The sequence below is a fragment of the Pseudomonas promysalinigenes genome (assembly GCF_014269025.2).
In the GTDB taxonomy this organism is placed as follows: Bacteria; Pseudomonadota; Gammaproteobacteria; order Pseudomonadales; family Pseudomonadaceae; genus Aquipseudomonas; species Aquipseudomonas promysalinigenes.
Genome location: NZ_CP077094.1, coordinates 3,167,639 through 3,186,433, shown reverse-complemented (window position 1 = coordinate 3,186,433; position 18,795 = coordinate 3,167,639). Strand labels below are relative to the sequence as shown.

18 protein-coding genes are annotated in these 18,795 nt (G+C 61.7%); 5 read left to right on the top strand and 13 right to left on the bottom strand.

The window, feature by feature from the left end:
- Window positions 1–23 precede the first annotated feature (23 nt).
- Window positions 24–1,358, bottom strand: a complete 1,335-nt coding sequence (gene trhP, locus HU725_RS14620) for a prephenate-dependent tRNA uridine(34) hydroxylase TrhP (RefSeq protein ID WP_186478970.1) — start codon at window positions 1,356–1,358, stop codon at window positions 24–26.
- A 129-nt stretch (window positions 1,359–1,487) separates the two neighbouring features.
- Here trhP and HU725_RS14615 point away from each other — a divergent pair, with 129 nt between their 5' ends.
- Entirely contained in the window at window positions 1,488–2,552 is a 1,065-nt protein-coding gene (locus tag HU725_RS14615; RefSeq protein ID WP_186478969.1) for an AI-2E family transporter, read from the top strand.
- A 7-nt stretch (window positions 2,553–2,559) separates the two neighbouring features.
- On the opposite strand, the gene HU725_RS14610 is transcribed toward HU725_RS14615, so the two are convergent.
- Window positions 2,560–4,623 (bottom strand): TonB-dependent receptor family protein, encoded by a 2,064-nt coding sequence (locus HU725_RS14610; protein WP_186478968.1) that lies wholly within the window; start codon window positions 4,621–4,623, stop codon window positions 2,560–2,562.
- Between the two features lie 230 nt (window positions 4,624–4,853).
- Here HU725_RS14610 and HU725_RS14605 point away from each other — a divergent pair, with 230 nt between their 5' ends.
- The 3 genes from HU725_RS14605 to HU725_RS14595 are packed head-to-tail and all read left to right on the top strand — an operon-like array spanning window position 4,854 to window position 5,838.
- A complete protein-coding gene (locus tag HU725_RS14605; protein ID WP_060480254.1) occupies window positions 4,854–5,102 on the top strand; it encodes a response regulator transcription factor in 249 nt (82 codons plus the stop codon).
- Window positions 5,103–5,111: 9 nt separating this feature from the next.
- Entirely contained in the window at window positions 5,112–5,483 is a 372-nt protein-coding gene (locus HU725_RS14600; RefSeq protein WP_186478967.1) for a head completion/stabilization protein, read from the top strand.
- Between the two features lie 10 nt (window positions 5,484–5,493).
- Window positions 5,494–5,838: a hypothetical protein gene (locus HU725_RS14595; protein ID WP_371326792.1), complete on the top strand. Its 345-nt coding sequence runs from the start codon at window positions 5,494–5,496 to the stop codon at window positions 5,836–5,838.
- On the opposite strand, the gene HU725_RS14590 is transcribed toward HU725_RS14595, so the two are convergent.
- Window positions 5,835–6,227 (bottom strand): helix-turn-helix domain-containing protein, encoded by a 393-nt coding sequence (locus tag HU725_RS14590; RefSeq protein WP_186478966.1) that lies wholly within the window; start codon window positions 6,225–6,227, stop codon window positions 5,835–5,837. The genes HU725_RS14595 and HU725_RS14590 overlap by 4 nt on opposite strands.
- 201 nt (window positions 6,228–6,428) lie before the next feature.
- Between HU725_RS14590 and HU725_RS14585 the strand changes: the two genes are divergently transcribed.
- Complete coding sequence (locus tag HU725_RS14585) at window positions 6,429–6,698, top strand: Ogr/Delta-like zinc finger protein (protein ID WP_186478965.1); 270 nt, start codon at window positions 6,429–6,431, stop codon at window positions 6,696–6,698.
- Between the two features lie 78 nt (window positions 6,699–6,776).
- Here the strand turns inward: HU725_RS14585 and nuoN are convergent, their stop codons facing one another.
- From nuoN to nuoE, 10 genes are all read right to left on the bottom strand, one after another.
- Complete coding sequence (gene nuoN, locus HU725_RS14580; protein WP_060480258.1) at window positions 6,777–8,246, bottom strand: NADH-quinone oxidoreductase subunit NuoN; 1,470 nt, start codon at window positions 8,244–8,246, stop codon at window positions 6,777–6,779.
- A gap of 7 nt (window positions 8,247–8,253) precedes the next feature.
- A complete protein-coding gene (nuoM, locus tag HU725_RS14575) occupies window positions 8,254–9,786 on the bottom strand; it encodes an NADH-quinone oxidoreductase subunit M (RefSeq protein WP_060480259.1) in 1,533 nt (510 codons plus the stop codon).
- A gap of 49 nt (window positions 9,787–9,835) precedes the next feature.
- The gene (gene nuoL / locus HU725_RS14570; RefSeq protein WP_060480260.1) at window positions 9,836–11,689 is read right to left on the bottom strand and encodes an NADH-quinone oxidoreductase subunit L; all 1,854 of its coding nucleotides are present in this window, start codon (window positions 11,687–11,689) and stop codon (window positions 9,836–9,838) included.
- A complete protein-coding gene (nuoK, locus tag HU725_RS14565; protein ID WP_023631349.1) occupies window positions 11,686–11,994 on the bottom strand; it encodes an NADH-quinone oxidoreductase subunit NuoK in 309 nt (102 codons plus the stop codon). Before nuoK ends, nuoL begins: the two co-directional genes overlap by 4 nt.
- 3 nt (window positions 11,995–11,997) lie before the next feature.
- Entirely contained in the window at window positions 11,998–12,498 is a 501-nt protein-coding gene (nuoJ, locus tag HU725_RS14560) for an NADH-quinone oxidoreductase subunit J (protein WP_060480261.1), read from the bottom strand.
- 10 nt (window positions 12,499–12,508) lie between these two features.
- Window positions 12,509–13,057, bottom strand: coding sequence for an NADH-quinone oxidoreductase subunit NuoI (gene nuoI / locus HU725_RS14555; protein WP_016488223.1), 549 nt, complete (start codon window positions 13,055–13,057; stop codon window positions 12,509–12,511).
- Between the two features lie 11 nt (window positions 13,058–13,068).
- The gene (gene nuoH / locus HU725_RS14550) at window positions 13,069–14,076 is read right to left on the bottom strand and encodes an NADH-quinone oxidoreductase subunit NuoH (RefSeq protein WP_054884882.1); all 1,008 of its coding nucleotides are present in this window, start codon (window positions 14,074–14,076) and stop codon (window positions 13,069–13,071) included.
- Window positions 14,073–16,787 carry an NADH-quinone oxidoreductase subunit NuoG gene (gene nuoG, locus HU725_RS14545; RefSeq protein WP_186478964.1) on the bottom strand — a complete coding sequence of 905 codons (2,715 nt, stop codon included), beginning with the start codon at window positions 16,785–16,787 and terminating at the stop codon, window positions 14,073–14,075. Before nuoG ends, nuoH begins: the two co-directional genes overlap by 4 nt.
- A 132-nt stretch (window positions 16,788–16,919) precedes the next feature.
- Window positions 16,920–18,299, bottom strand: a complete 1,380-nt coding sequence (nuoF, locus tag HU725_RS14540; RefSeq protein WP_060480263.1) for an NADH-quinone oxidoreductase subunit NuoF — start codon at window positions 18,297–18,299, stop codon at window positions 16,920–16,922.
- Window positions 18,296–18,793, bottom strand: coding sequence for an NADH-quinone oxidoreductase subunit NuoE (gene nuoE / locus HU725_RS14535; protein WP_003251433.1), 498 nt, complete (start codon window positions 18,791–18,793; stop codon window positions 18,296–18,298). Before nuoE ends, nuoF begins: the two co-directional genes overlap by 4 nt.
- Window positions 18,794–18,795 lie beyond the last annotated feature (2 nt).

Below are 18,795 nucleotides of genomic sequence, written 5' to 3'. Positions count from 1 at the left end.
CGCTGCTGGCAGGCCGGTGGTTGTCAGGCCGGTCTTTCATCGTTGCGCAGGTCGCGCATCAGCAGGCCGAAGTCGAGCGATACCTGTTCGGGGATCGGCAGGTAGACCACGTGACCATCTCCGGGCGCTACTTCAAGGTCACGTTGCTGGCGATCACAAAGGCGGTGCAGGTCGAAGTGGTAGTTGCCACGCGGGGTCATCAACTCAAGGTGATCACCCAATGCGAAGCGGTTCTTGACCTTGACCTCGGCCAGGCCCTCCACGCGCAATCCTGTTAGCTCACCCACGAATTGCTGTCGGTCAGACAGCGAGTTGCCACGCTGGTAGTTCTGGTATTCATCGTGCACATGGCGGCGTAGGAAGCCTTCGGTATAACCGCGCTGCGCCAGTGATTCGAGGTTGTCCATCAGCGTCATGTCAAATGGCCGACCCGCTACGGCATCGTCGATGGCCTTGCGGTAGGACTGTACCGCCCGGGCACAGTAGAAGTGGCTCTTGGTGCGGCCTTCGATCTTCAACGAGTGCACGCCCATGGCCGCCAGGCGTCCGACGTGCTGGATGGCGCGCAGGTCCTTGGCATTCATGATGTAGGTCCCATGCTCATCCTCGAAGGCCGGCATGTCGCCGTCCGGGCGTTCGCTTTCGCGTAGGAGGAACACTTGATCCGTCGGCGTGCCCAATCCCAAGGTTGGCTCGACCTCGCGGACGATGTCGCCGGTAGTGTTCTGTGTGGCGGGGGTGGCCTGATACTTCCAGCGGCAGGCATTGGTGCAGGTGCCTTGGTTGGCATCGCGTCGGTTCAGGTATCCGGACAACAGGCAGCGTCCGGAATAGGCCATGCACAGTGCGCCGTGAACGAATACCTCCAGCTCCATGTCCGGCACCTGCTGGCGAATTTCTTCGATTTCCTGCAGCGACAGCTCACGGGACAAGATCACACGGCTCAGGCCCAATCGCTGCCAGAACTGCACGCTGGCCCAGTTCACCGTATTGGCCTGCACCGAAAGGTGCACCGGCATCGTGGGAAAGTGCTCGCGCACCAGCATGATCAGGCCAGGATCGGACATGATCAAAGCATCAGGGGCCATGTCGATCACCGGCTTCAGATCCTTTAGAAAGGTCTTGAGCTTGGCGTTGTGCGGGGCGATGTTGACCACCACGTAGAAACGTTTGCCCAAGGCATGCGCCTCGTCGATGCCTTGGGCCAGGGTCGCGTGGTCGAACGCGTTGTTGCGCACCCGCAGGCTATAGCGGGGTTGGCCTGCGTAGACGGCGTCGGCGCCGTAGGCAAAGGCATAGCGCAGGGTCTTCAGGCTGCCAGCAGGGGCTAGCAGTTCAGGCTTGGCGGGTAGGTTCATCGGGCGCACCGGGCAAAGCCGCGGATGCTACGGGTTGTTTGGCAGCGGAGTATTGATTTGAATCATGACCAAGCTGGCACTTTTGCAAAGGTGAGATGCACTAAGGACCATGACACCTGAGGATCAACCATGAACCACGACGCTCTACAGAACAAAGCCTTGGCAGTACTCCTGGCGCTGGTCACCATCGCCTTCGCCTGGATTCTGCTGCCTTATTACGGCGCCATCTTCTGGGCGGTGATTCTCGGCATCCTGTTCGCACCGCTGCAGCGTCACTTGGTCATGCGTTTCGGCCGGCGCCGCAACCTGGCGGCGCTCACCACGTTGCTGGTGTGCCTGCTGGTGGCGGTGTTGCCGGTGATCGTCACCAGTGCGCTGCTGGTGCAGGAAGGCGCCAGCTTGTATCAGCGTATCGAAAGCGGGCAGTTGGATATCGCTGGGTACGTCGAGCATGGCAAGAACATGCTTCCGGCCTTTGCCCAGCACGGGCTGGACAACTTGGGCATGGGCAACCTTGAGGGGTTGCGTGACAAGATTACCAAATGGGCCACTCAAGGTAGCCAGGTGCTGGCCAGCCAGGCGTTCAGTTTCGGCCAGGGCACGTTCGAGTTTCTGGTGAGCTTCGGCATCATGACGTATTTGCTGTACTTCTTCCTGCGTGAGGGCGCCGATATAGCGCGGCGCGTACGCATGGCGGTGCCGCTGCCGGAGCAGCAGAAACGTCGGCTGCAGCTCAAGTTTCAACGCGTGGTACGAGCTACCGTCAAGGGTAACGTGGTGGTTGCTATCACCCAGGGGGCACTGGGTGGCTTCATCTTCTGGGTGCTGGATATTCCCAGTGCGCTGATCTGGGGCGTGCTGATGGCGTTCCTGTCGCTGTTGCCGGCAGTGGGCGCAGGAATCGTCTGGGCCCCGGTAGCCGCCTACTTCCTGTTGACAGGGGCGATTCTGCCGGGGGTGATCCTCGCCGCGTTCGGCGTACTGGTCATTGGCTTGGTTGATAACCTACTGCGACCGATCCTGGTGGGTAAGGACACACGCATGCCCGACTACCTGATTCTTGTGTCTACGCTGGGCGGGCTGACAGTGTTCGGACTCAATGGCTTCGTGATCGGGCCGTTGATCGCCGCGCTGTTTCTTTCCAGTTGGACAATTTTCGCCGAAAGCAGGCCGCAGGTGCAGTTACCGTCGTGATGGCCTGCTACCGAAAACTATAGGAAACGCCCGCATACACCGCCAAGCCCTCACCCGGTGTAGAGCGGGCAACGTCCTGGCCTGCATCGTTGTAGCCTGGTGTTACCGTAGCGGCGTAACGCTTGTTGGTCAGGTTGCGCAGGTCCAGCCAGGTTTGCCAGTCCTGTTTGGGGGAGTCCCAGCCCAGGCGCGCACCAAGCAGGGCGTAGGCATCGGCGTGGTAGCTATTGGCGTAATCGACCTGCACCTTTGAGGCCAGCTGCGTATTGACCCCGGCATACAAGCCGCTTGGCCAGTCGTAGCGCAGTTCGGCCTGGTAGTAATGCATGGGAATGCCGGGCAAGCGGTTGTCGCCGAAGGTTTCATCGTCGCGGTAATGGAAGTCACTGAAGGTATAGGCCTGGCGCAGGTTTAGCTTGCCGCTTGCCGGTTGCTGCCAGAGAACGCTGTTCAGGCCGGCCTCGATACCCTGGTGCACGGTGGGGCTGGCGTTGAACTCCTTGAACGGCAGACCCTGCACCACCTCCACGTTCAGCAGCTCATGGCGTACTTGCGAGTAGTACCAGGCCAAGTCCCACTGTCCTAGCGCCGAATCACCGCGGGCGCCGAGCTCCAGAGTGGTGGCTGTCTGATTGTGCATCTTCATCGGCTGGTTGGTGACCGGCGCACTCCAGACAAGCGACCAAGGGTGCGGTGGCTCTACCGATCGGCTAAGGTTGCCGTACAGTTGCAAGTCCGGGCGAATGTCGTAGCGCAGGCCGATGCGTGGCGCGTAGTCCCAATCATGCTGGCTGACCCTGCCGCCACTGGCGGGGTAGGTGACATCGCTTTCCCGGCGGGTGTAGATCATGGCCAGCCCGGTGGTCAGCCAAAGGTCGGGCACCAGTTCCAGGTCATTACTGACATGCAGTACGGTGTCCGAACCTTGGTAGCTGAAGTCTCTAGTGCGAGCGCCGACCACATCATTGACCCGCGAGAACTGAGAAGCGCCGCTATTGGGCAGATGCTTGGTAGTACGCCAGCCGATGTTGGTCTTGCTCTGTAAGCCCAATAGGGTGTCGCGCCGAAAATAGTTCAGCGTGCCACTGACATCGCTGTAGGCCACCTTCAAGCGCATGGCGCCTTCGCGCAGGTCCATCGGGTAATCGTGATAGACCAGCCCGGTTTCCACGCGCGAATCATCCTCAAAGTAGAACGTGGTCTTGTTGCCGACCCAGGTACTGCCCGGTTGCGGCCGGCTGTCATTGCGCGACAGGTAACCGGGGTTGGCCGCGCGAGGGTCGTGCTTGATCTGCGCCTTGGTCAGGCGCCCAGCCAGTTCGTTCTGGGTTTCGCGGTAGCGTAGGTAAAAGCGCGTTTCCAGGTTCGGGTTGAAGCGGTAGCCGACGTTGGCGGCAACACCTTTCGAGCTGCCGCTGCTGTGCGCTTGGTAGCCGTCGTACTGCGAATCGGTCAGGGCCACGTAGTAGTCAAGGTTGCCCAATACTTGCCCGGAACTGATCTGGCGGTGCTGATAGCCGCGGCTGCCTAGCTCGTAGCGCACTTGCAGCGGCGCTGCATCAAAGCCTGTATGGGTCACATAATTGATGGCGCCGCCCAGCGCCAAAGCCCCCTGATCGAAGCCGTTGGCCCCGCGCAGTACCTCGGCTCGGCTTAGCCACAGGGGTTCGAAGAGTTCATAGGGCGTGCCGCCCGGGCCGGTGAGCGGCAGGCCGTCGAACATGGTGTATACACCCGAGCCATGTGCGCCCGGCGCGCGGTTGATGCCCGAGCCACGGATCGATAGCTTGATACCGTCGTTACCGGCCGATTGGGCGAATACGCCAGGCTGATAGGCCAGCACATCCTGATTGCTGACAACCCGGCCTTGTCCCACCTTGCCCATGTCTATCAGATTGCTGGCGCCAGGTACTTGCTCTAAGCGTTCGCGTGCGTCGTCCAGTGTGCTTTGCTCTTGGGCGTTGACCAGCATCTGACCCAGTTCGATCGCAGGCGCAGCCGTGGCTTGCTGGCTGACGGTGAAAATTGCCAGCACACCAAGGTAAGACGAGTAGGGTAAAACGGGACGCATCGTACAACTCCAGGCGATAGACGAATGGACAACGGCGTTGTGACGCACGAAAGGCAGGTTAGAGCACGGCGATAAGAAACTTTCCTGTGTAGTTCGGGTAGGCGGTATTTGTAGGAACGTTCTTTACAAGTGGCACCGCTGGTGTGCAAAGGGCAGGCATTCGTAAGGTGGCTCCATAGGCGGCAGCACTGTCCGCTGCCGCATCTGGCGAACGACTAGGGAGCTCAGCGATGCAAACCAACCTGCGACCGACACCTGAAGGCCACACCGGTGCGCCGATCTACCTGACCCCGCGTGAACAGCAAGTGTTGCTGTGGTGCGCCTATGGCAAGAGTTCATGGGAGATTGGCCAGATCCTGCAGTGCAAAGAGTCGACAGTGAATTTTCACGTATCCAACCTATTGCGCAAGTTCGAGGTTCCCACGCGCGTAGCGGCGGTCATCAAAGCCATTCGCTACGGCATGCTGCAAGAGCAGTGAGGATATGACATGCGTGCAGAACAACTTGAAGCTCCGTCAACCACCGAGTCCTCATTCAGCCCTCCAAGGTACCCTGATTGTCACGATCCATTTTGGCCCCGCATCGAACTCTGCGTTTTGCGTGAACGCCTGCAACTGGACGGGAAGGTCAGTGAAGCCCGCCTTGCAGTTGCCGTGCGTTGCGCGGCAATCGATGCGGCTAACGAATTCGCCAATTGGCGCAGCGCATTGCGTGGTCATGGGTTCCGGCGTTTGGAGGATGTATGCGGGCATGCCAGTGGAAGGGCACTGTCGATCTGCTATCGATCCTTTGTCGAGGCTGCGGTTAGACGCAATCTACTGGGTGGGCCGCAAGGCCGCGGGGGGGTTAGCCATGGATGAACCCTATTTGATGGATGCAGCCATCGCCGCTATCTACCAATTAATCGACACCGAAGGCCTAGCTTTGTTTGGCGCGTTGTTGGGTACCCTGCTGGTGAACGCAGTCAGAGACCGCTTCATCACCGTGTCGCGCAAGCGCCTGTCGGGCGGTAAGCAGCTGCTATTAGTGTTTCTGACGTTAGGCGTGGGCTACTTGTTCGAACCTCTGCTGCTCTCGCTGGCGCCTATGTTATCTCGGGGCATGGCAGCCTTTGCCGCTGCGGTAGTGGTCATACCGATCACTTTGAAGGTATTGGTGTGGCTGGACTCGGTGGACCTGCGCGAACTCGTACAGCGCTGGCGCCGCCGTGATTAACCCAAGCCTGCACCGGGCAAGTACTTGGCCAGTTGCTGCACCTGCTGTTCCAGTTGACGTAAGCGTTGCTTGTCCTCGATGTGCAGAAGCACTGCCTGGCGGTCTGCGTGGGAAAGCTCACGCAGGCGCGTGAGCACGTCGCTTTCCCAGCTTTCCTGGGTTTGCTCAGGCCCCTTACCGTCGCGCTCGCCGAGCAATAGCCAATCCAGCGAACAACCCTGTTTTCGGGCTAAATCTACGCATAGTGAGTATGGAATGCTTTCGCGGACCTTCCAGCTGCTCAACGTTTGCGGGCTGACCTCCAGGCTTCTGGCCAGTTGAACGTCGGTGCTTGAACCCGTAATAAGCTTGAGGCGTGACAGCACCGCTGCAAACAAGTGGCTATTCATAGCAAATATCCATGACTGGTTTAATGACATTCCTTGGGCTTAGAATACTCTTAATGAATATATGCCCTTCTATTTGAGGAGATATCTTGGCATGAGCTGCAATTTGATGAAAAAGCTTTCTATGAAAGTAGCCAATACTCGACCTAAGTATCGAGTTTTCTTACAGCATGTTTATGCATTCCGCCTATGCAGGTACACGGCGTGAGTACTTATAAGCTGGTCTGCCCACATTGCAACAGCCGTATGCGCATTCGTACCAGTGAAGGTCGGCATATCTTTCTGCGCATTGCCTACTTGCAATGTATCAACGAGGCGTGTGGCTGGTCGGTGCGTGCGGAGTTCGAAATGACCCACGAACTTTCACCCAGTGGCATGCCCAACCCCGAAGTGCATCTGCCATCAGCGAGCAGGGAACTGCGCAGGTCTGCGCTTGCGCCGCGCGCTCAAGAGTCGCACTCGGCCAGGGATTGAAGGGCACCGGCTCGGCAGTTGCCAGGTGCAGATAACAAAACACCCCGCATGTGCGGGGTGTTTGTGTTGCAGCTGCGATCAGCCGAGCAGTTGCAGGCCAGCGTGCTGAACCATGTCCAACAGTGGCTGCGGGTACACACCCAGAACGAAGGCGAGAATGGCAATCGCGAGCAGCATTACACCGCCAGTGCGCTGTTCCCACTTCAGTGGGGCATCGTGGCGACGCAGGTTCGGTTCAACCAGGTACAGGGTGACCATCACACGCAGGTAGTAGTAGACGCCTATGGCGCTACCGATCACCAGCGCACCGACCAGCCACCACAACTGCGACTCGACGCCAGTGGCGATGATGTAGAACTTGCCAATGAAGCCTGCCGTCAGCGGAATGCCTGCCAGCGACAGCATCATCACGGTCAGTACCGCAGTCAGGTACGGACGGCGCCAGAACAGGCCGCGGTATTCGTACAGCGCGTCGGCGTCACGGCCACCGTAGGGCGACGACATCAGGGTGATCACGCCAAAGGCGCCCAGGCTGGTGATCACGTAGGTGACCAGGTAAACGCCCATGGCCTCCATGGCCAGGCCTTTGCTTGCGACCAGCGCGATGACCAGGTAGCCGAAGTGAGCGATGGACGAGTAACCGAGCAGACGCTTGAGGTTGCTCTGGGTCAACGCCAGCAGGTTGCCGACCAGGATCGAAGCAACTGCAATTACCGCAAGCACGGTGCTCAGCACGCCGCTGCTGGCAGCCGGCGACAGCATGAACAGGCGCACCACAACGGCGAACACGGCAACCTTGCTGGCTGTGGCCAGAAACGCGGCGACTGGCGCCGGGGCGCCCTCGTAGACGTCCGGAGTCCACAGGTGGAAGGGCACAAGGGACAGCTTGAAGGCAAGGCCAACCAACATCATGCCCAGGCCCAGTTGAGCCATCAGGCTAGGCATGCTGGTAGCGGCGAGGGCCTTGCCCAGTTGGTCGAACGTCAGGCTGCCAGCATCGGCGTACAGCAAGGCCATGCCGAACAGCAGGAAGGCCGAGCCTGCGGCCGACAGCACCATGTACTTGATGCCGGCTTCCAAAGAGCGCTTGTTGAAGAACGCATAGGCCACCAGGCCGTAGACCGGTACCGACAGCAGCTCAAGGCCGATGAACAGGCCAGCCAGGTGGTTGGCGCTCACCAGCACCAGGCCACCGAGGGCGGACATCAGCAGCAGCAGGTACAGTTCTTCACGGTTACCCGGGAAGCCTTTGGAGCCTTCCCCCAGATAAGCGTGGGCCAAGGTCACGCAGGCCAAGGTTGCGACCAGGATGATCGCCATGTACAGGCAGGCGAACTTGTCGATGGTGACCAGCGAGGTGACCGCCAGTGGCGCGACCTTCAGCGCTGGCAGGATCGACAGCAGGGCCAGGTTCAGGCCCACGGTGGACAGCAGGAAGGTCTGCGAGTGGTTGCGCTTGCAGGCGATCGCCAACATCACCACCACCGTGGTGATGGTGGTGATCAGCATCGGCGCCAATGCGATGAAGTGTTGAGTGGTGAATTCCATAGCGCTCTTACCGGGCCGAAGCGAGTTGAGTGAAAGCGGAACCGAGCCACTGCTGCACACCACTCATGGTGGCTGCAGAGGTATCGAGGAACGGCTGTGGATACACGCCCAGCAGGATCAGCAGCCCGGCAAGGCCCAGGACCATGATCAGTTCGCGGCTATCCATGCCGGCCAGCACGGTGTCGGCCTTGGCCGGGCCGAAGTAGGCGCGGTGGATCATGATCAGTGAGTACACCGAACCGAATACCAGGCCAGTCGTGGCGATCACGGTGATCCACGGTACATGCACGAAGCTGCCGATCAAGATCAGGAACTCGCCGACGAAGTTGCCGGTGCCTGGCAGGCCCAGCGATGCCGCCGCGAAGAACAGGCTGATCGCTGGCAGGTAGGCGATGCGGTGCCACAGGCCACCCATCTGACGCATGTCACGGGTATGCAGACGCTCGTACAGCTGCCCCGACAGAATGAACAGCGCGGCTGCGGACAGGCCGTGGGCCAGCATCTGGATCACCGCGCCTTGCAGCGCTTGCTGGCTGCCCGAGTAGATACCAATCAGCACAAAGCCCATGTGCGAGACACTGGAGAAGGCGATCAGGCGCTTGATGTCGGTCTGGGCGAAGGCCAGGAAGGCACCGTAGAAGATCCCGATCAGGCCCAGGGTCATGGCGATAGGCGCGAACTCTGCCGAGGCATTGGGGAACAGCGGCAGAGCGAAGCGCAGCAGGCCGTAGGCCGCAGTCTTGAGCAAGATACCGGCAAGGTCCACGGAGCCTGCGGTCGGCGCCTGGGCGTGAGCGTCGGGCAGCCAGGAATGGAACGGCACCACCGGCAGCTTCACCGCGAAGGCGATGAAGAAGCCCAGCATCAGCAGGTACTCGGTACCGGCCGGCAGCTCAGCCTTGAGCAGGTCACTGTAGTTGAAGGTGATCACGCCGGTGTTGGTGTAGTTGACCAGCACCAGGCCAAGGATCGCCACCAGCATGATCAGGCCGCTGGCCTGGGTGAAGATGAAGAACTTGGTCGCCGCGTAGATCCTTGTCTTCTTGCCATCTGCCGAGCTATGGCCCCAGAGCGCGATGAGGAAGTACATCGGCACCAGCATCATTTCCCAGAAGAAGAAGAACAGGAACAGGTCCAAGGCCAGGAACACACCGACCACACCGCCGAGGATCCACATCAGGTTGAGGTGGAAGAAGCCGACGTGGCGTTGGATCTCTTTCCAGGAGCACAGCACCGACAGCACACCGAGCAAGCCGGTGAGCAGGATCATCAACAGCGACAGGCCATCGAGGGCCAGATGGATGCTGATGCCGAAGCGCTGGATCCACTGGACTTTGTATTCCAGGGCCCAGGCCGGTTCTGCGCCAGGAGCGGGGGCGAGGGTGTAGTCGCCGTGCGCCCACAGCCACAGGCCGATGCCGAGCAGCAGGGACATGGTCAGCAGCGCGATCCAGCGCGGCAGGGTGGCGCCGAAGCGCTCACCCAGCCAGCACAGGAAGCCGCCGATGAAGGGGATCAGGATCAGCCAAGGCAAAATCATGACGGGTTCGTTTCCTTTCGCAGAGTCGCAAGGTTCGCAAAGTTCATGGTCATACCGCTGCCACTACCACAGCGCCGAGTACCAGCACTGCGCCAACGGCGATCGAGGCGGTGTACCAGCGCAGCTGGCCAGTCTCGGTCTTGCTCATGGCGACGTGGCCGCCGCGAGCCATGCGAGGGATAAGGCCGATGCCGCGGTCAACCGGGTCCTTGCGCAGGAGGTGGCTGATCAACAGGTAAGGCTTGACGAACAGCTTGTCGTAGATCCAGTCGAAGCCCCAGGCGGCGAACCACCAGGCCGACAACACGCGCCCGATGCCGCTGTTGGCGATTGCACTGACCAAGCGGCGCTTGCCGAGGAACAGCAAGCCCGACAGCAGGATGCCTGCGATGGCGATGGCACCGGAGGTGATCTCCAGCGCATGCTTGGCTTCGCCGCCGGCATGGCCGGCGCTTTGCGGCAGCACACCTGCCAGCGGTGGCGTGATCCAGGCACCGACGAACGTCGACAGCACGATCAGCACACCCAGTGGCAGCCAATGGCTGATGCCGTGGCCAGCGTGGGCCTCGGTCTTCGCTTCGCCGTGGAAGGCGATGAAGATCAGGCGGAAGGTGTACAGCGAGGTCATGAATGCGCCGACCAGGCCGGCATACAGCAGGCCGGTGTTGCCACTGGCGAAGGCCTCCCAGAGGATCTCGTCCTTGGAGTAGAAGCCCACGGTCACGATCGGCAGTGCAGCCAAGGCGGCGCCGCCGACCACGAAGCTTGCGTATGCCAGCGGCAGCTTCTTCCACAGCCCGCCCATCTTGAAGATGTTCTGTTCGTGGTGGCAGGCAACGATCACCGCGCCGGAGGCAAGGAACAGCAGGGCCTTGAAGAACGCGTGAGTCATCAGGTGGAAGATCGCCGCGTCCCAGGCACCTACGCCCAGCGCAAGGAACATGTAGCCGATCTGGCTCATGGTGGAGTAGGCGAGGATACGCTTGATGTCGGTCTGCACCAGCGCGGCGAAGCCGGCCAGTACCAAGGTCACGCCACCGACCACGCCCACCAGGTGCAGAATGTCCGGTGCCAGCAGGAACAGGCCGTTGGTGCGGGCGATCAGGTACACGCCTGCGGTAACCATGGTTGCAGCGTGGATCAGCGCCGAAACCGGAGTCGGGCCCGCCATCGCGTCGGCCAGCCAGGTCTGCAGTGGCAGCTGGGCAGACTTACCGACCGCACCGCCCAGCAGCATCAGGGTCGCCAGCACCATCCAGGTATCGCCTGCCTGGAACTTCTGCGGCGCCAACACCAGCAGCTCCTGCACGTTCAGGGTTCCCAGCTGGGCGAACAGGATGAACAGGCCGATGGCCATGAACACGTCGCCGATGCGGGTGACGATGAACGCCTTGAGCGCGGCATTGCCGTTGTTGCGGTTGCTGTAGTAGAAACCGATCAACAGGTACGAGCACAGGCCCACACCTTCCCAGCCGAAGTAGATGAACAGCAGGTTATCGCCCAGGATCAGGAACAGCATGCTGGCGATGAACAGGTTGGTGTACGAGAAGAAGCGCGAGTAACCGGCTTCGCCGCGCATGTACCAGGAGGCGAACAGGTGGATCAGGAAGCCGACCCCGGTAACCACGCCGAGCATGGTCACCGACAGGCCGTCCAGGTAGAGGGTGAAGTTCGGCGCGAAGCCGTCCACCGACATCCACTGCCACAGCAACTGGCTGTAAGCGCCGCCTTCAGGTGGGGCGACATTGAACTGCCAGATGACATAGGCAGCGGTGGCTGCCGAGAGGCCTACCGAGCCGACGCCGATCAGCGCCGACAGGTTCTCCGAGAACCGCCCGCGCGAGAACGACAGCAGCACAAAGCCGATGAGGGGGAAGACGAAAGTCAGGAAGAGTAGGTTCATCCGCGCATCTCACTGGCAGCATCGATGTCGAGAGTGTGGAAGCGGCGATACAGCTGCAGCAGGATCGCCAGGCCAATACTGGCTTCGGCGGCTGCCAGGCTGATCACCAGAATGAACATCACCTGGCCGTCGGGCTGGACCCAACGAGCACCGGCGACGATGAACGCCAGAGCAGCCGCGTTCATCATGACTTCCAGGCTCATCAGCACGAAGAGGATGTTGCGGCGGACCATCAGGCCAACCAGGCCTAAACAGAACAGGATGCCGGCGACTGCCAGACCATGTTCGAGAGGGATAGCACCCATGATTTACTCCTTCGCCTCGTTGCGGCCCAGGTGGAAGGCGGTGACCGCTGCTGCCAGCAGCAGCATCGATGCCAGTTCGACCACCAGCAGGTAGGGGCCGAACAGGCTGATACCCACTTCTTTGGGGCCGACGGTGGTACCGCTGATGGCCGCACCGGTCGGGGCGACGAACAGCACGTACAGCAGCTCTAGCAGCAGCAGGGCGGCCAGAAGCACCGGCCCTGCCCAGATGCCGGGCTTGAGCCAGCCCCTCTCCTGGGCCACCGAAGCCGGCCCCAGGTTGAGCATCATCACCACAAACACGAACAGCACCATGATGGCACCGGCATAGGCGATCACTTCCAGGGCGCCGGCAAACGGCGCGCCCAGGGCGAAGAAGATCATCGCAACGGAGATCAGCGAGATGATCAGGTAAAGCAAGGCGTGTACGGGGTTGGTGCCCGTCACCACCCGAAGGGTGGAGACCACGGCGATCCCGGATGCGAAGTAGAAAGCGAATTCCATCTTTCTGTCCTTATGGGAGCAAGCTCTTCACGTTGATCGGCTCGGCTTCGTTCTGTGCAGCGCCCTTGGGCTTGCCAGCGATCGCCATACCCGCAACACGGTAGAAGTTGTAGTCAGGGTTCTTGCCGGGGCCGGAGATCAGCAGATCTTCTTTCTCGTACACCAGGTCCTGACGCTTGAACTCGGCCATTTCGAAATCCGGAGTCAGCTGGATCGCGGTGGTCGGGCACGCCTCTTCACACAGGCCGCAGAAGATGCAGCGCGAGAAGTTGATGCGGAAGAACTCCGGGTACCAGCGCCCGTCCTCGGTTTCGGCCTTCTGCAGCGAGATGCAGCCGACCGGGCAGGCCACCGCGCAGAGGTTGCACGCTACGCAGCGCTCCTCGCCATCGGGGTCGCGGGTGAGAACGATGCGGCCGCGGTAGCGCGGCGGCAGGTACACGGGTTCTTCGGGGTACTGCAGGGTGTCGCGCTTGCGGAACCCGTGGGAGAACACCATGGCCAGGCTGCGCAGCTGAGTGCCGGTGCCCTTAACGATGTCGCCGATATACTTGAACATGGGTCAAATCCTCACTGGGCCGCGACGGCTGGCGTGTTGTAGAGCACGATCGCAGCGGTCACCAGCAAATTGATCAGGGTCAGCGGCAGGCAGAACTTCCAGCTGAAGTCCATCACCTGGTCATAGCGTGGGCGCGGGATAGACGCGCGCAGCAGGATGAACAGCATGATGAAGAACGCGGTCTTCAGGGCGAACCACAGGAACGACAGTTGCGGCAGGATGCCGAACGGGCCGTGCCAGCCGCCGAAGAACAGGGTCACCAGCAGCGCCGAGATGAGGATGATGCCGATGTACTCACCGACGAAGAACATGCCCCATTTCATGCCGGCATACTCGATGTGGTAGCCGTCGGCCAGTTCCTGCTCCGCTTCCGGCTGGTCGAATGGGTGACGGTGAGTCACGGCCACGCCAGCGATGAAGAATGTGCAGAAGCCAAAGAACTGCGGAATGATGAACCACAGGTTCTGCGCCTGATACTCGACGATGTCGCGCATGTTGAACGAGCCGACCTGCACCACCACGCCCATCAGCGCCAGGCCCAGGAACACTTCGTACGACACGGTCTGTGCCGAGGCGCGCAAGCTGCCCAGCAGGGCATACTTGTTGTTCGACGACCAGCCAGCGAACAGCACCGCATAAACCGAAAGGCCGGCCATGGCGAAGAAGAACAGCAGGCCGATGTTCAGGTCCGCCACGCCCCACAGCGGTGTGATCGGGATCACGCAGAAGGCGATCAACAGCGCACTCATGGCCACGACCGGCGCCAGGGTGAAGATCATGCGATCGACGAAAGGCGGGTTCCAGTCTTCCTTGAAGAACATCTTCAGCATGTCGGCCGCGATCTGGAACATGCCGAACGGGCCCACCCGGTTCGGACCATAACGGTCCTGCCACCAGCCCAGCAGGCGACGCTCGACGAAGCTGAGCAGTGCGCCGCAGACCACCACCGCGAGCAGGACCACGATGGCCCGGACCACGGTAAGGATCACATCGATCACTTCGGGGGTGAACCAGCTCATTGTGCTGCCTCCTGCAGACCTTCGACGGATGCACCGAAGATGGCAGGCGGAATGCCGGCCAGGCCTTTGGGCAACGCAACCAGGCCAGCGCCCAGTTCTTCATTGATGCGCAGCGGCAGGCGCAGGGCCACACCGCCGACGTTCAAGCTCAGCAGCGCGCCGTCGTTGACGCCCAGGCGGTCGGCTTCGGACTTGGCCAGGCCGACGTAGGCGGCCGGGATGCGCTCCTGCACCGGAGCGGCGCGCGAGGAGCTTTCTTCGCTGCCGAACAGGTGGAAGAACGGTACCGCAGTCCAGGTACCGCGGGCCGGGTTGAACGCGCCCGGAATGTTGTTGAACCAGCTCAGGCGATCGCCTTGGGATTCGATCAGACGAACGCCTGGGTCACCGGCACGCAGGTGGCCACCGACCTCGTCCTGGAACTTGTTCCAGGCTTGCGGCGAGTTCCAACCCGGCGACCAGGCGAACGGCACCTGCTGGCGCGGTTCAGCCGAGCCCGAGTAACCTTCCATGGAGAAGGCGAACGCGGTGTCCTTGTCCTGGGGGGTACGTGGCTCGTGCACGCTGATGTTGGCGCGCATGGCGGTACGGCCGGAGTAACGCAGCGGCTCGCGGGCCAGCTTCAAGCCCTTGATGCGGAACGCCGCGCTCGGCGCTGCGTTGATGATGCCGGCCAGTTGCGGTACGGCTTGGGCGCAGGCGCTGGTGACATGGTCCAGCTGGGTCCAGTCGACCGGCTTGTTCAGCAAGGTGGCACGCAGGGCGTGCATCCAACGCCAGCCTTCGTGAACCAGGATGCTGCTGTCCAGGTACTGCGGGTCGAACACCTGGAAGAAGCGCTGAGCGCGGCCTTCCTGGCTCACTAGGGTACCGTCGCCTTCGGCGAACGAGGCCGCCGGCAGTACCAGATGGGCGCGATCGACAGTGGCGGTCTTGGAGTGGTCGGCCACGATCACCACCTTGGCGGCGGCCAGGGCTGCATCAACCTTGGCAGCCGCTACGCGGGCGTACAGGTCGTTTTCCAGCACGACAATGGCGTCGGCCTTGCCGCTGATGACTGCGTCCAGCGCAGCGTCGAGCGAGTCGCCACCCATCATGGCCATGCCCAGGCTGTTGGCCTCAGGCACGACCAGGCTCAGCGAGCCGTTCTTCTCGCGCAGCTTCAGCGCCTTGGCGATGTTGGCGGCGGCTTCGATCAGCGCAGGGTCGGCCAGCGAGGTACCGGCAATCACCAGCGGGCGTTTGGCCGCGACCAGGGCGTCGGCGATGCGCTGGGCCAGGGCCTTGGCTTCGTCGTCCAGGCCGGCGACGGCAGGGGCGCTCGGGTCGATGGCGTTGGCCACGGCGAAACCGATGCGGGCCAGGTCAGCAGGGGCTGCGTGTACGCATTCTTCGGCAACGTCGTCCAGCTTGGTTTCGGCCAGCGAGGCGATGAACAGCGGGTACAGTGCGTGCTGGCCGATGTTTTTCACGGCGGCGTCCAGCCAAGGCTGCACCTTCATCGCTTCGGCCATGGCCTCGGCTTTGCCCTTGGTGGCCTGGCGCACGGACAGCGCCACACGAGCAGCAGTCTGGGTCAGGTCTTCACCGAGCACGAACACCGCGTCGTGGTCTTCGATGTCGCGCAGGGTCGGCACTGGCAGCGGGCTGTTGTTCAGCACGTTCAGGGCCAGGCGCACGCGGGCCAGTTCGCCTTCTTCCATGCCGGAGTAGAAATAGTCGGCGCCGACCAGCTCACGCAGGCCGTAGTTGCTTTCGAGGCTGGCGCGTGGCGAGCCGATACCAACGATGGTACGGCCGCGCAGCAGATCGGCGGCCTTGTCCAGAGCGGCGTCCAGGCCCAGCTTGGTGCCGTCGGCCAGATGTGGCTGGCGCGGGCGGTCCTTGCGGTTGACGTAGCCGTAGCCGAAGCGGCCGCGGTCGCACAGGAAGTACTGGTTGACCGAACCGTTGAAGCGGTTTTCGACCCGGCGCAGTTCGCCGTAGCGCTCACCCGGGCTGATGTTGCAGCCGCTGGAGCAGCCGTGGCAGATGCTCGGGGCGAACTGCATGTCCCATTTACGGTTGTAGCGCTCGGAGTGTGTCTTGTCGGTGAACACGCCGGTCGGGCAGACCTCGGTCAGGTTACCGGAAAACTCACTTTCCAATACACCGTCTTCGACGCGGCCGAAGTACACGTTGTCGTGGGCGCCGTACACGCCCAGGTCGGTACCCCCGGCGTAGTCCTTGTAATAACGCACGCAGCGGTAGCAGGCGATGCAGCGGTTCATCTCATGGGCGATGAACGGGCCGAGGTCCTGGTTCTGGTGGGTACGCTTGGTGAAACGGTAGCGGCGCTCGTTGTGGCCGGTCATTACCGTCATGTCCTGCAGGTGGCAGTGACCGCCTTCCTCGCACACCGGGCAGTCGTGCGGGTGGTTGGTCATCAGCCATTCGACGACGCTTGCGCGAAACGCCTTGGACTCATCATCGTCGATGGAGATCCAGGTGCCGTCGGAGGCTGGGGTCATGCAGGACATGACGATGCGACCACGGGTGTCGTTCTCGTCGGTGTACTGCTTGACCGCACACTGCCGGCAGGCGCCGACGCTACCAAGCGCCGGGTGCCAGCAGAAATAAGGAATGTCGAGGCCGAGCGACAGACAAGCCTGTAACAGGTTGTCCGCACCGTTGACTTCGAGCGCTTTGCCGTCTACGTGGATAGTGGCCATTGTTCAAAGTTCTTCGTTGGCCCGCGTGAGCGGGCGTGGCTAATGGAAATCGGTGAGCTTGCGGCACGCCACGATCTCTCGGGCCTGCCGGCTAGCTGGCGAGTGGCACGGGCCACTGGCCTAATCATCTTGTTATGCGCCGACCACGATCGGCCCGGGCTGGATTGGCTTTGCCAGGTTCGCGCGCAAAGCATCACCAGCACCCGCTGGAGCGACACCTGCCTCGAACTCCGAGCGGAAGTATTTGATGGCACTGCCCAGTGGCTCGACGGCACCTGGTGCGTGAGCACAGAAGGTACGGCCTGGGCCGAGGAAGTTGACCAGCCCCAGCAGCGTCTCGATGTCTTCGGCGCGACCTTGGCCGTTTTCCAGCGCGCGCAGCATTTTCACGCTCCACGGCAAGCCGTCACGGCATGGGGTGCACCAGCCGCACGATTCGCGGGCGAAGAACTCTTCCATGTTACGCAGCAGCGAAACCATGTTGATGCTGTCGTCGACCGCCATGGCAAGGCCGGTACCCATGCGGGTGCCTACCTTGGCGATGCCACCGGCGTACATCTGTGCGTCGAGGTGCTCTGGCAGCAGGAACCCAGTACCGGCGCCGCCTGGCTGCCAGCACTTGAGCTTGAAGCCATCGCGCATGCCGCCGGCATAGTCTTCGAACAGCTCACGGGCCGTCACGCCGAACGGCAGTTCCCACAGGCCGGGGTTCTTCACCTTGCCGGAGAAACCCATCAGCTTGGTGCCGTGGTCTTCGCTGCCTTCGCGGGCCAGCGACTTGTACCAGTCGTTGCCGTTGGCAACGATGGCTGGCACGTTGCACAGGGTTTCGACGTTGTTCACGCAAGTCGGCTTGCCCCACACACCCACGGCGGCAGGGAAGGGCGGCTTGGAGCGCGGGTTGGCGCGGCGGCCTTCCAGCGAGTTGATCAGTGCGGTTTCTTCACCGCAGATGTAGCGCCCGGCACCGGTGTGCACGAACAGCTCGAAGTCAAAGCCGCTGCCCAGGATGTTCTTGCCCAGCAAGCCTGCGGCTTTGGCTTCATCGATGGCACGGTTGAGGTTCTTCGCCGCAGTGGTGTACTCGCCACGCAGGAAGATATAGCCACGGTAGGCCTTCAGGGCGCGGGCGCTGATCAGCATGCCCTCGACCAGCAGATGGGGCTGTTGCTCCATCAGCATGCGGTCCTTCCAGGTGTTGGGTTCCATTTCGTCCGCGTTGCACAGCAGGTAGCGGATGTTCATGGATTCGTCTTTGGGCATCAGGCCCCACTTCACGCCAGTGGGGAAACCTGCACCGCCCCGGCCCTTGAGGCCAGAGTCCTTGACGCTTTGCACGATGTCGTCGGCGGACATGTCTGCCAGCGCCTTGCGCGCAGCGGCATAGCCGTTCTTCGACTCGTACTCGGCCAGCCAGACCGGCTCACCGTCATCTCGCAGGCGCCAGGTCAGCGGGTGGGTTTCGGCCGAACGCGCGATGCGGTTGGCCGGGCCGAAGGAAGTAATGGTCATACGTAACCCTCCAGCAGTTTGGAAACGCCAGCCGGCTGCACGTCACCGAAGGTGTCGTCATCGATCATCAGCGCCGGGGCCTTGTCGCAGTTGCCCAGGCAGCACACCGGCAGCAGGGTAAAACGCCCGTCCGCGGTGGTCTGGCCGAGGCCGATACCTAGTTCGCTTTGGATTTGGCTGACCACGGATTCGTGGCCACCGATGTAGCAGACCATGCTGTCGCACACACGGATGATGTGGCGGCCAACAGGCTGACGGAAGATCTGGCTGTAGAATGTGGCCACACCTTCGACGTCGCTTGCCGGGATGCCAAGCACTTCGCCGATGGCATGGATGGCGCCATCGGGCACCCAGCCACGTTCCTTCTGGACGATCTTCAAGGCTTCGATGGACGCCGCGCGCGGGTCCTCGTAGTGATGCATTTCGTGCTCGATGGCCGAGCGCTCGGTTTCGCTCAGGGCGAAACGGTCTGTCTGGATAAGCGTGCTGTTCATGC